The following is a 13,363-nucleotide window of genomic DNA, read 5'->3' as shown; positions in this document are numbered from 1 at the left end:
AAAATATATAATTTTTGTTTTTACTTGGATATTGAATGGATAATAACGACGAAAAAATATCATCTGATAAGTTGATAGATAAAGCAGATGATGCAAACGCAAACATCAATAAAAAGTTATTAGAAATTCGTGATTCAATCGATGCTATTGATGATCAGTTTTTAGAGTTACTCTCTCAACGTGCTGAGTGCGCAGAAAAAGTTGCGCAGATAAAACGCGAAGCAGGTGAAGTTGATCTCTGGTTCTACCGACCAGAAAGAGAAGCTCAAATCTTAAATCGTATGAGTGAGAATAATCGTGGTCCTCTTAAAAATGAGAGAATCACTGCGATTTATCGTGAGATTATATCTTCCTGTTTGGCATTAGAACAAAGCATCAAAGTTGCTTTTCTTGGCCCTAATGGCACATTCTCTCAAGAAGCGTCGAAAAAGCATTTCGGTCATGCCGTTGAAACTGTCCCAATGGGATCAATAGGCCAGGTTTTTAAAGAAGTAGAAAATGGTACTGTGGATTACGGTGTTGTGCCGATAGAAAATTCTACAGAAGGTGTAATTTCATATACCTTAGATGTATTCATGCATTCACCCTTAAAAATTAGTGGTGAAGTTACCCTGCGAATCCATCAAAATTTAATGACAGTTAACAAAAACTGGCAAACCATTAAACGCGTTTACTCACACCCGCAATCATTGGCACAATGCCGCCAGTGGTTAAACGACAATCTACCAAATATTGAACAAATTCCCGTTTCGAGTAATACAGAAGCAGCCAGAAGAGCAACAGAAGACCCAGACTCAGGGGCAATTGCAGGTGCTTTGGCAGCCAAAATCTATAAGCTGGATATAGCGCACAGCAATATCGAAGACAGTAAAGACAACACCACCCGTTTCCTGGTGATTGGTAAACAGGACGTACCAGTTTCTGGCAAAGATAAAACAACCTTGATGATTTCAGCAAAGAATCGTTCTGGAGCGCTTTATCATTTGTTAGCACCATTAGCAGCTCACGGTTTGGATATGACACGTATCGAATCGAGGCCATCAAGAAATGCAAATTGGGAATATTATTTCTTCATGGATATCGATGGTCATTCAAGCGAACCTAATGTGGCGAAAGCACTGGAAGAGTTAGCAGAGGAGTCTGAACTCATCAGGGTTCTTGGATCCTACCCAAAAGCCATTCTTTAATGTATTTAATCTAATTTAGATAACGCAAATATGACTATTAATTTTAAATCACTGGCGGTCAGTGGTGTTCAAAATCTACAACCTTACTTACCTGGTAAACCTATTGATGAATTAGAAAGAGAATTAGGTGTAACTAATACACTTAAACTTGCTTCTAATGAAAATCCTATGGGGCCAAGCCCGTTAGTGATAGCTGCGTTAAACAAAACTCAGGAAAATATCGCCTTATATCCTGATGGTAATGGTTTTATTTTGAAACAAAAGCTGTCAGAAATTCTCAAAGTTAATCAACAACAAATTACGCTGGGTAATGGTTCTAATGACGTTTTGGATATGGTTGCCAGAGCTTTCTTGTGTGAAGGCCGTGAAGCCATTTATTCACAGTATGCTTTTGCGGTTTACCCAATCAGTATTCAATCTGTAAATGCGACTGGTAAGGCCGCTGAGGCTTTACCGGTAGATCACGAAACCAATCCTTACGGTCATGATTTGACAGCAATGAAGGGATTAATTACTGATAAAACGCGTGTCATATTTATAGCCAATCCGAATAACCCAACCGGCACCTGGTTAAAGTCAGATGAATTACATGAATTTATCGCTGATGTACCTAAGGATATTGTCGTAGTGGTTGATGAAGCCTATTTTGAATATGTAAAAGAGGACGAATATCCTGATACAGTGCAATGGCTAGAAGAATTCCCTAACTTAATCGTTACCCGCACCTTCTCAAAAATCTATGCTTTAGCAGGACTACGTGTTGGATACGCTATTTGCAGTGAAGAAATTGCGGATTTATTAAATCGTGTAAGACATCCATTTAATGTAAATTCCATGGCAATAGACGCAGCGACGGCAGCCTTAAATGACCAGGCTCATCTTGAGAATTGTGTAGATATCAATACCAAAGGGATTAAGTTCTGGCGAGCTGCTTGTCAATACCGCGGGTTAGATTATATTCCAACGGTGGGGAATTTTATTACCATAGATATGGAACAGAATGCAGTCCCTCTTTATGAAGCAATGCTAAGAGAAGCAGTTATTGTTCGTCCGATTCCTAATTATGGTTTGCCTAATCATCTACGTATAACGATTTCTACTGCTGAAGAAAATCAACGTTGTCTTGATGCTTTAGATGTTGCCTTGGAACAATACCCTATCCCGGATTAGTGCTACACCTTCGTTATAAAATCATATCAATAAGACACCTATAAAATAAGGAATGTAGATAAGGAATGAGCACAGCATGATTAAAAAGTTAACCATATTTGGTGTTGGACTCATTGGTGGTTCACTTGCATTAGCGCTTAAAAAAGCAGGCTATTGTGAAAAAATTGTAGGCTGTAGTCGTAGTGAAGATCATCTGAAAAGAGCGATAGAACTGGGTGTTATAGATGAATATACACTAGACCCAGTAGCAGCAGTGGAAGGTGCGGATATTGTATTACTTGCAGTTCCTATTCGTGCAATACCACATATCCTTAAAACTATTGTTCCTCATCTTGAAATTAATACAATTGTCACAGATGCAGGAAGCGCTAAAGGAAGTGTATTAGCTGCAGCAAAAGAAGCTTATGGCGGAACACTTCCCGCTAACTTTGTAGCAGGACATCCGATCGCAGGTCGGGAAAAGAGCAGTGTAGAAGCTGCGATTGATGACTTATATATCGATCATAAAGTTATCCTAACCCCAACCAGCGAAACCAGCAGTGAAGCCGTATTAACTATAAAAGAAATGTGGCAAGTCACTGGTGCGACAGTTGAAACACTGGATGTAAAACAACACGATGATGTTTTAGCTGCTACCAGTCATTTACCTCATGTTCTGGCGTTTTCATTTGTAAATGCCTTATCCAAATCTGAATACGGTGATGCTGTTTTTGATTACACAGCAGGTGGATTTGAGAGTTTTTCTCGAACAGCTTCTAGTGATCCTGTAATGTGGCGAGATATTTGTTTAGACAATAAAACTTCTATTCTTGCAGCATTAGATAACTTTCAACAAGACTTAGCTGGTCTTCGTGACTCTATTCAAGATGACAACGCAGAAGAAATTGAATCACTTTTTCTCCATGCAAAAACTACTCGAGATCGGATAATCAAAAAATCTTAATGATAAATTTTGAGGGAGTTTAAGGAAGTTGTTTCTGCAAAGTTAAATTGTGGGCAAATGTAAAATTGAATCCAGTACTTTCTTAGGCTTATCTTTCTATAATCGACTCAAATAGGTCAAAATAGGTCGGAAAAGTCTTTGCTGTACAACCCGGGTCGTTAATCGTTATTGGGCTTGTACCTAATGCCGCGAGAGATAAGCACATTGCCATACGATGATCGTCATAGGTATCAATGGTCGCCGATGATATTTCGATAGGTGGCTCGATCACAATATAATCATCACCCTCAATGATAGTTGCCCCGACTTTGCGCAATTCAGTTGCCATCGCGCTTAATCTATCAGTTTCTTTTACGCGCCAGTTGTAAATATTGCGAATAGTCGTCGTTCCTTCCGCGAATAATGCCGCCGCCGCAATTGTCATCGCTGCATCTGGGATGTGGTTTAAATCCACATCGATCGCTTTCAGCTTACCTGCGTTTGAAACGGTAATGGATTCTTCTTCCCATTCTACTGTTGCTCCCATCGTCTCAAGTACGTTGGCGAATTTCACATCTCCCTGAACAGATGAAGTTCCTACGCCATTGACTTTAACCGTGCCGCCTTTAATCGCCGCCGCCGCCAAAAAATACGATGCAGAAGATGCATCACCCTCGACCATTATACGTCCTGGTGATTGATATGTTTGACCGCCTTTAACTTTAAACGATTCGAAGTTATTGTTTTCAACTTCAACACCAAAGACTCTCATTAAATGTAGCGTGATCTCAATGTAAGGTTTAGAGACAAGCTCGTCAATCACAACGATTTCCATATCACCTTTAGCGAGGGGAGCTGCCATCAGTAAAGCGGTTAAAAACTGACTGGAAATACTGCCTTGTATCTCAATACGGCTACCTTGTAAGCCATTGCTATGTATTGCTAGAGGTGGGTAACCTTCGTCTTGCAAATATTCAATATCCGCACCTGCTTGGCGAAGAGCATTGACAAGGTGAGCGATGGGACGCTCAAACATGCGTGGTTCGCCTGTCAAAGTGAAATTACCCTGCCCAAGGCATAAAGCCGCTGTGAGAGGGCGCATTGCTGTTCCCGCATTTCCTAAGAATAATTCAATAACATCGTTGTTTGAATTAATTGGACCACCCAGACCTTGGACGGTACACAAGCTTTTATCTGCTGAAAGTTCAAAACTAACACCCATTTTTTTTAAGGCAGTAAGCATAAAATTGATATCGTCACTATCAAGGAGATTGCTTATTTCGGTTTCTCCTTTCGCGAGTGTGGCGAGTAATAAAATACGATTCGATAAGCTTTTTGAGCCAGGAATAGTGACTTCGCCGTTGACGCGAGTGATGGGTTTTATTGTGAGACTATCCATGAATACTTAGGTACTTTTTGAGTTAGCTAGATCGAGAATTTATTATAACGTGGTGCGAGTACAAATCTACCTAGTATTTATATATAACAGTTTTAAATAGAAGTGGTTAAAGCTGGTGGTGAGTACTGTTTGATAAAATTTAATACAACGGTGGCTCTAATCAATCATACTAATAGTGATATTAGTTGTTAATTTTAAAAAATAGCCTAAAAGTAGGGGGGTGTCTTTGTAAAAAGACCCTCCTACTTATTTTATTTCTTCATGGAAACGTTTCTAAAAGCTAAACAGAGCGCCAGACAACTGCAATCTCATTGATCTGCACATCCGTTTTTCTTGGTTTTATGCTGTAATCTTCGATTTCAACTTCGTCGATAGAATATTCTTCAGCAAGATCATCAATCTTATCTTCCAGTTCTTCTTCAAGATCTCTCAAATCTTCTTCAACGTTAGCGACTTTTTCTTTAGCGCGCCCAACATCACCTCTTTCTTTAAGAACACGTGATCCAGCTCTGCCAATCGAAGCTTTAGATTTTCCGAATAGGGCACCTAAAACAGTAATACCCACGTTTAAAAATGAACTCGTAGTATCTGATTCTTCTTTTTCGAGACTCATGGCATAACGATCTAACCGATCTGTTAATACCTTTTCTTTTTTGGCGTAACGCTCCTGCAATACTTCAATCGCTTGTTCTTTTTCATCATTTAAAATATCGGCCACACGTACTTTGAAATCACCTAATGATTCATAAGGTTTAGATAAAAGCTTAGGTGAGTCGCATTGATAGAGTTCTAATACGTGCTCGTAATACAACCAGTCAGATAATGATTTTGTCGCTTTACGAAGTTGTTTGTCTTTAGAGATGAAGTCAGGAACTACTGCGTAATGTGCTTCTTGTGGTGCTTTACTTGGGAGTTTTGCAAAGCAGTTTTCTACGCCTTCTTCACTCATGGCATGATCCCAATCAGCAGAAGAATCATTTTCTGATAACTCTAAAGTGAGACAGTAATTTTCTTCTTCATCTATACCTTTAGATTGATTAAAAAAGTTAAGCGTACAATCTGCCATTAAACTTGGAATATATTGCTTAGATCCCGTTAGGTCTGGCATATAATACTGAGGAATACTGTTATCAAGCGTTGTGTAACTATCAAAACCTTCTGGAATTATAGGTACACTCACTTTTTCTTCTTGTTGTTCCTGTTTCTTTTCAGAAAAGGCTTTTTGGTCATGCATCAATGAAGAAATTTCATCGCGCTTTAATGGTCCTTTAAGATAACTAAGTACCCAGCGTGTACTGAACAATCGAATATCATCAAGATGCGCGCTCTTGAGGAAGAAAGTACGTTTCTTTAAATTTGCTAATAAGGCGCGTATTTCATCTTTATTGAAACTGGAACCCACTTTTCCGCCCAGACCATCAATCACTCGATCAATATCCTGCGTGGTTTGTAAACGACCGATAAACCAGGTTCCCATATTCGACAGACCTTTATAATCAAGGTCGACAGGGTTTTGTGTACTCAATACAACACCGACACCATAGGCTCTGGCTTGTTTGAGTAATATCAGCATCGGTTCTTTACTGGGTGGATTTTTAGTTGGTGGGAAGAAGCCGTATATTTCGTCCATATATAGCAATGTTTTTAATGCAGATGTACCGCTTTGGCGTCTCATCCAGGCGACAAATTTATTCAATAGTAATGTCACAAAGAACATGCGTTCTTCATCACTTAAATGAGATATGGAGAATATTGCTATCTTGGCTTTGCCATTTTCATCATAAAGTAATTTCTGTATATCCAGTGTTTCACCTTCTAACCAGCTTTTAAACGTCGGTGAGGCAATTATTGAATTGAATTTTGTGGCAAATTTAAAACGTTCTGATTGAGGATAAAAAGCATCTAAGGGTAATACACCAATCTTTTTAAATGGTGGGCTGATAATTCGACCGACCAAATCTTCTAGACTCAGATCATTGCCATCCATCCATGAATGAGAGATTAGCTGGGCGAGCAAAATGTATTCTTTCGATTCAACCGGGTCAGCTTCTATCCCTATTAAAGATAGCAAACTACTAACGGTAGAGTTGATATAGGATGAAAAGGAATCAGTATCATCTATCACTTCTGAAGGAGGGGTTTCCAGTGAACTTAGAACATTAACACTTATTCCGGAACTACTACCGGGTGTGTAGATTGTTTTCTTAACATCGGTAAATTTAGCAACTCGTTTACTGTCCTGATGATGACTTTCAATGCCTTCTTTCCACATCTTGGAAATCTTTTCGGCATACTCATTAACATCTTGCTCTTTATTTTTAGCTTCATCTGCTACCCAGGGGGCAAAAGAACTCGGAGAAAACTCAGGATCAGTTAAACAAAGATTACCCATGTCACCTTTAGGATCGATAACAATAGACGGAATATTATCAATCGCGGCTTCTTCAATAATGCCAACGCCTAAACCCGTTTTACCGCTTCCGGTCATACCAATAATGGTGGCATGCGTGGTGAAATTCTTATTTTTTAATAAAGTAAGGGCTTCGGTAGCTTCCTGAGTGGTTTTATCAATATCTTGACCTAGATAAAAAAGACCCAGTTTTTCGTATGTTTCTACCATTCTATGTATTCCTTACACTTGTTTATGATTAGGTTTATTAGTGCAACAATAACCCATCATACGTTCAAATTAAAGACACAAAAAAGCCCGCTAAAAGCAGGCTTTTTTGTTAACTGTTTTGCAATAAATATTACAAAGCAATTTACCAATTTAAATCAATTAGCGAACAAGACCTAAAGCGCGGAAAGTATCTTTAGAAAGAACGCCTACTGGTAAACCACGTGAACTCTGGAATGCCTTCAAAGCTGCTGCTGTGCTTGGCCCCATTTTTCCGTCTAGCTTGCCGGGGTTGTAACCTTTTGACTTAAGTGCAGCTTGAATACCATAAACGATATTCTTCTTAATTGCTGTTTTGCTCGGCTTTTCCGTAGTACCTGCTGCTTTAGCTGGCGCTTTTGCAACTGGTTTAGCCATTGTTGCTTCTTGTTTCGTGACAGCCTTTACTTCTGGCTTTGTGACTGCTTTAGTCATTGGAGCCGTTTCTACCTTCTTTGATATAACCTTTTTAGGCATACTCTTTTTAGGTGCTGCTTTTGCTTTGCTTTTGCTCGGCATTGGCGCATTCATTACTTTTAGGTATTGCTGATGAGTGATGCCTTGAGCTGGGCGTCTGTATTGAGTCTTATGCATTGCTTTAGAGCGAACAACTGCTTTACGCTTAACTGCAGCATGACGGTAGTTCTTAGGTGCATTTGTTTTACAAAGAATTGGGCGCCATACATATCGTGCACCAGCTACTTTTACACGGTAATTTTGTGTTGTGTAACGAGCAGGGCGGTTTACTGTCTTGTACAAAGCTCCAGAAACACGTTGCTTTTGTTTAACTGTTTTGTAAACAGCAGGAATCATTTTTCTGATATTTTGTGCTTTTCTAACTAATACACGCTGAGATACAGTTTTGTATTGAGCAGGGATCGTTACTCGACACATGATTTGACCTGTCATATTGTCGATACGTGTAATCGCACCATGGCCTTTACGCCATGTGTTATAAGCTGGCTTAACCATGACACGTTTATTTTGTGTGCGGTATTGAGCAGGTATATGACGATTCTGGTAAGTCGCTTTTCTTACGAGTACTCGCTTGTTAACCCAACGATACTGAGGGGCTCTTACTAATACGCGCTTAGATGTGGCTTTTTGAATAAGAACTTTACGTTGCTTAGTTATGTATTTTGCTGGATTCTTAACTTTAGCAAAACATTGACCTGGCTTTGCTGGTGGTAAACCCATTCCAGAGCGTTTAACTGAATGTGCTGGACGAGGCATAGGACCACGAGAATAAACTCTTCGAGGAGCAGGTCGTTTTGGTTGATAAACTCTAGCAGGTGCCCTTTTAACTGCAGCTTGCATGGGTTGCGCCATGACAACTGGAGTAGCAGCTTCAACTTGCTGTTGTGATCCGCCGGCTTGTGAACTACCAGCTACCTGTGAACTTCCACCAGCTTGTTGTGAACTTCCGTTTACAACTTGCGAACCACCAATCACTTGCTGTTGGCTACATCCTGATAATACGGCAGCGAGTATTACACTCGATACAGATAGTTGCGTAGTCATTCTCATGTAAATTTCCTTTAATTTCTTTAATGTCGAATTATATGTCTTGTCATCTAAGTAAGTGCTTATAGCTAATAAGCCATTTAAAATGAAGCTTTTAACTTATAAGTAATCTAATAACAATGAAATAAACAACGAATCCCCAGCAAACCCACTAAATTGCATATCAAGTGATTCGTATACTTGATGTCAGTATATGTCGATATGGTGGTCCTAAATATATAGCTAATAGAATAAACGGTAGTCTTTTTCTGTTGAGCATCATTAGATCACCCTTAGTCAAAGCGATCTTAAATAGATCATCACTAAACATATGTGAATAGTCAAAATTGTCATCCATCTATTTCTTTCATCTAATTGTTTCTAAAGACACTTACTTAAAACTTACATAAACCTGTAGGGAACGTTATTATTGTTTGATGAGAATAAATCCAGACCAACTAAGTTCATTTCTACAGCAAAAAAGAGAAAATCAGAGTGTGTTCCTGCTTTCTGGGGATGAACCTTACCAACTTATGGAAGCGGCTGATTCTGTCCGACAATTTGCCAAGCAGCAAGGCTTCAGCGAACGTGATATTTTGCACGCAGATGGTCAGTTTGATTGGGGAAGCTTACTAGGTTCATCCAATAGTCTTTCATTGTTCAGTGAACGTAAACTAATCGATTTACGTGTCGAAACTAAAGGACCTGGTAAAGCAGGAAGTCAGGCTATTCGAGATTATATGGATAATCCGCCAGATGATAAAATCCTGTTGATTCAAATGCCAAAACTGGTAGGCAATGCCAGAAACGCGGCGTGGGTGAAAGCCATCGACAAACAAGGTGTGGTGATACAGATCTGGGATTTATCTGCACCGCAGACCATGGCATGGATTAATAAACAGATGCGCGAGAAAGGCATGCGAGCGACCTCTGATGCCGTGCGATTATTAACAGAGCGTGTTGAAGGTAACTTGTTAGCGGCAGCACAGGAAATTAATAAACTTAAATTACTCTATCAAGAAAACGATCAACAGCAAGTTGAGATAGATGAAGAGCAAGTGCTCGCAGCGGTCAGTGATAGCTCGCGCTTCTCAATATTTGATCTTTCCAATGCAGTAATGCTTGGAGATTTACGTCGAATACAGCATATACACCACAACTTGAAGGAAGAAGGTGTACCTGTTCAACTTATTTTGTGGACGTTATCTGACTTAACCCGACAACTTTATACAGCAGTGCACAGTTTAAATAGCGGTATGCAGATGTCACAGGTGATGAATAAAATCCCAAGACCAAGACAAAAGCCTTTTCAACAGGCATTACAACGCATGCAAAGAGCGGACTGGTCCGATATTATTAAGATGAATGGCAATATAGATCGTTTATCAAAAGGTCAGGGAGATATTGCCACTAAAGGTTTAGGTAGAGTGTGGTTAGAGTTGTTAGAATTGGCTTTAACTTTAGCGGGTAATAAAGCGATTAAAACGTAAAGCCTTTATAATTCGTACATAATTAAACGTGTATTTACATAAAATATGTCTAAAGAAAGTATGCCTAAATATATTTATAAGGCCACCCCCCTACTTATGGGCACTTTTTTATTAATAGGCACTTTTTAAGATTACGATAAAACAATTATTTAGAAAAACTAATAACCAAGAAAGACTATGAAACAAGATATTAATGTCTACATGCAAGAATTAGGAATCAAAGCGCGCAAAGCGGGTGCGATTCTTTCTGCTGTAGAGTCAAAGACAAAGAATGATGCATTACATGCGATTGCAGATAAGTTAATCGAACAGACAGAATTGCTTAAAACTGAAAATGCAAAAGACCTGGAAGCCGGTAAAGCGAAAGGACTGGACAATGCCATGTTAGATAGATTGGCATTAACTGATGCAGGTATTCAGCAGATGGCGGAAGGTTTACGCCAAATTGCAGCATTGGCAGATCCCGTAGGTGAAATATCTGATTTAAAGTATATGCCGTCAGGTATTCAAGTGGGCCAAATGCGTGTGCCTTTAGGTGTTATCGGCATTATTTATGAGTCTCGCCCGAATGTAACAGCAGATGCTGCAGCACTTTGTTTAAAATCAGGCAATGCCACTATTTTACGCGGTGGATCTGAAGCGATTCATTCGAATAAAGCCGTGGCTCAATGTATTCAAGACGGACTAAAAGAAGCTGGTTTACCGTCTGAATGTGTACAAGTCGTTGAAGTAACGGATAGAGAAGCCGTTGGTGAATTACTGCGCTTAAAAGAATATGTTGATGTCATTATTCCACGCGGTGGTAAAGGTCTTATTGAACGCGTCAGCAATGATTCACTGATCCCCGTGATCAAACATCTGGATGGTATCTGTCATGTGTACATTGATGATGACGCCGACAAAGAAAAAGCATTAAAAGTCACCTTCAATTCCAAAAGTCATCGTTACGGAACCTGTAACACTTTAGAAACATTACTTGTTGCAAAGTCACGCGCTGCTGAGATCCTGCCTGAATTAAATACGCTTTTTGTTTTAGAAGGCGTTGAACTTCGTGGCTGTGAGCAGACACAAGAAATTATCGATTGTAATCCTGCACAAGAAGAAGACTGGACGACTGAATACCTTGCACCCATTTTAGCGATCAGAGTCGTCGATAATCTGGACCAAGCCATCCGTCACATCAATACTTACAGCTCGCAACATACTGAAAGTATCATCACCCAAGATATCACCAAGACACGACGCTTTATGCGAGAAGTGGATTCTGCCTCGGTGATGGTAAACGCCTCAACCCGTTTTGCAGATGGTTTTGAATATGGTTTGGGCGCTGAAATTGGTATCAGTACCGATAAACTACATGCACGCGGACCTGTTGGTTTAATAGGTTTAACCTCGTTAAAGTATGTGGTTTTTGGTGATGGCCATATTCGTCAGTAAAGGACATTCAGAATGAGTAATGTACTTTGATTGCAATTATAGGTGGTACTTTTGATCCCATTCATTTTGGCCACTTACGTCCTGCGTTAGATATCGCTGAAAAACTGTCTTTAACGGAAGTTAGATTTATTCCTAGTGCAACGCCGCCGCATCGCTGGCAGCCTGAAGCCAGCGCTGAAGATAGAATCAATATGGTTAAATTGTCTATAGAAGGCACAAAACCTTTTATTCTTGATGATCGTGAGTATCATCGCGAAGGCGCTTCATATACCATAGACACTTTGAAATCTATCCGATCTGAAATTGGCAATGATCAATCTTTTTCAATGATATTGGGGCTCGATGCGTTTCAATCTTTTACCAGTTGGAAAGACTGGAAAGACATTGTGGAAACCTGCCATATTGTGATTGCTGCGCGACCGGGCTATCAAATTGATGCGACGCTTGATGAGTATTTGGCAAAGCGCGTGACTGACAATATTGATGACTTGAAATCATTGGCCGCGGGAAAAATCTATTTTTGTGATGTAACGCAATTAGATATTTCTGCCACCATGATCAGGGATAAATTAAAAAACCAACAATCATGTGATTACTTAACACCTGCAAAGGTCTGTGATTATATTGAATCAAACAAATTATATGGGTCTGATAAGTAGTTATTCTAGATAACCATCTAGATAATGAGTACACACTTAGATCTTAACCAAAGTAGATAAAATATGAAATTAAATGAAATAAGCGATCTGGTACAAAACGCGCTTGAAGACATGAAAGCTGTAGATATTGTTTCCGTAGACGTTACTGGCAAATCTTCAATGACAGACAAATTGTATATCGCCACAGGTAATTCAACCCGTCACGTAAAATCTATCGCAGAGAATGTTGTGATAGAAGCTAAAAAAGCCAACCTTGATGTTATCGGCACTGAAGGCAAAGGATCATCAGAATGGGTGCTTGTTGACCTTAATGATGTGATTGTTCATGTGATGCTGGAAAATACGCGTGACTTCTATCAATTAGAGAAATTGTGGTCTGCTGATGATGCAAACGACAAAAGTGTCGAACAAGCAGTCGCTGACAAAAACGCCTAGTCATATCCAAAGCACTTCTCGCACAGATGAATATCTTCCTGCTTGCTGTTGGAACCAAAATGCCAGACTGGGTAACTCAAGGTTATAATGAGTACGCCCAGCGCTTACCAGCAAAGTGCGCTTTAGTCCTTAAAGAAATACCCGCCGAAAAACGACTAAAGAACAGTAATATAAATGCGATTACTGAGAAAGAATCCGAAAAAATCAAAGCAGCTATTCCTAATAATTGCCGACTGGTTGTGCTCGATGTAAAAGGAAAATCGTGGAGTACCGAACAGCTGGCGACTCGTATGCAAGACTGGATGATGGGTGGTCAGGATGTCGCGCTGGTAATTGGTGGTCCGGATGGCCTGAGCAAGGATATTCTATCAATGGCTCAAGAAAAATGGTCATTGTCTGCACTCACGTTTCCCCATCCATTAGTCAGAGTGATCCTCGCAGAGCAGATATATCGTGCGTATACAGTCACAGAAAATCATCCTTACCATCGTGCTGGATAAGCGGT

The 13,363-nt window shown here is 39.8% G+C and carries 11 protein-coding genes; 8 read left to right on the top strand and 3 right to left on the bottom strand.

All coding sequences use genetic code 11. The features are described from left to right. Positions 1-35 precede the first annotated feature (35 nt). From pheA to Q1A31_RS03565, 3 genes are all read left to right on the top strand, one after another. Positions 36-1,187, top strand: coding sequence for a prephenate dehydratase (pheA, locus tag Q1A31_RS03575; protein ID WP_299872464.1), 1,152 nt, complete (start codon positions 36-38; stop codon positions 1,185-1,187). Between the two features lie 30 nt (positions 1,188-1,217). Beyond that, positions 1,218-2,357, top strand: coding sequence for a histidinol-phosphate transaminase (gene hisC, locus Q1A31_RS03570; protein WP_299872461.1), 1,140 nt, complete (start codon positions 1,218-1,220; stop codon positions 2,355-2,357). Positions 2,358-2,433: 76 nt separating this feature from the next. Next, positions 2,434-3,300, top strand: a complete 867-nt coding sequence (locus tag Q1A31_RS03565; protein WP_299872458.1) for a prephenate dehydrogenase/arogenate dehydrogenase family protein — start codon at positions 2,434-2,436, stop codon at positions 3,298-3,300. An 88-nt stretch (positions 3,301-3,388) separates the two neighbouring features. Here Q1A31_RS03565 and aroA read toward each other — a convergent pair whose 3' ends face one another. The 3 genes from aroA to Q1A31_RS03550 all read right to left on the bottom strand — a co-directional run bounded on the left by aroA (position 3,389) and on the right by Q1A31_RS03550 (position 8,861). Next, positions 3,389-4,678, bottom strand: coding sequence for a 3-phosphoshikimate 1-carboxyvinyltransferase (aroA, locus tag Q1A31_RS03560; protein ID WP_299872455.1), 1,290 nt, complete (start codon positions 4,676-4,678; stop codon positions 3,389-3,391). A gap of 280 nt (positions 4,679-4,958) precedes the next feature. Then, entirely contained in the window at positions 4,959-7,298 is a 2,340-nt protein-coding gene (locus tag Q1A31_RS03555; protein ID WP_299872453.1) for an ATP-binding protein, read from the bottom strand. A 159-nt stretch (positions 7,299-7,457) separates the two neighbouring features. Continuing rightward, positions 7,458-8,861, bottom strand: a complete 1,404-nt coding sequence (locus tag Q1A31_RS03550) for a peptidoglycan-binding protein (protein ID WP_299872450.1) — start codon at positions 8,859-8,861, stop codon at positions 7,458-7,460. Positions 8,862-9,274: 413 nt separating this feature from the next. On the opposite strand from Q1A31_RS03550, the gene holA reads away from it, so the two are divergent. The 5 genes from holA to rlmH all read left to right on the top strand — a co-directional run bounded on the left by holA (position 9,275) and on the right by rlmH (position 13,358). Continuing rightward, on the top strand, positions 9,275-10,327 hold the full coding sequence (gene holA / locus Q1A31_RS03545; RefSeq protein ID WP_299872448.1) for a DNA polymerase III subunit delta: 1,053 nt from the start codon (positions 9,275-9,277) through the stop codon (positions 10,325-10,327). Positions 10,328-10,504: 177 nt separating this feature from the next. After that, on the top strand, positions 10,505-11,764 hold the full coding sequence (locus Q1A31_RS03540) for a glutamate-5-semialdehyde dehydrogenase (protein WP_299872446.1): 1,260 nt from the start codon (positions 10,505-10,507) through the stop codon (positions 11,762-11,764). A gap of 26 nt (positions 11,765-11,790) precedes the next feature. Further along, entirely contained in the window at positions 11,791-12,423 is a 633-nt protein-coding gene (nadD, locus tag Q1A31_RS03535; RefSeq protein WP_299872444.1) for a nicotinate-nucleotide adenylyltransferase, read from the top strand. Between the two features lie 63 nt (positions 12,424-12,486). Then, positions 12,487-12,858 (top strand): ribosome silencing factor, encoded by a 372-nt coding sequence (gene rsfS / locus Q1A31_RS03530; RefSeq protein ID WP_299872441.1) that lies wholly within the window; start codon positions 12,487-12,489, stop codon positions 12,856-12,858. Positions 12,859-12,884: 26 nt separating this feature from the next. Then, entirely contained in the window at positions 12,885-13,358 is a 474-nt protein-coding gene (rlmH, locus tag Q1A31_RS03525) for a 23S rRNA (pseudouridine(1915)-N(3))-methyltransferase RlmH (RefSeq protein ID WP_299872439.1), read from the top strand. The last annotated feature ends 5 nt before the right edge of the window (positions 13,359-13,363 follow it).

It is taken from the genome of uncultured Cocleimonas sp., from assembly GCF_947495625.1.
GTDB lineage: Bacteria > Pseudomonadota > Gammaproteobacteria > Thiotrichales > Thiotrichaceae > Cocleimonas.
Note: the sequence above shows the minus strand (reverse complement) of the source record. Positions and strands in the feature narration are given on the sequence as shown.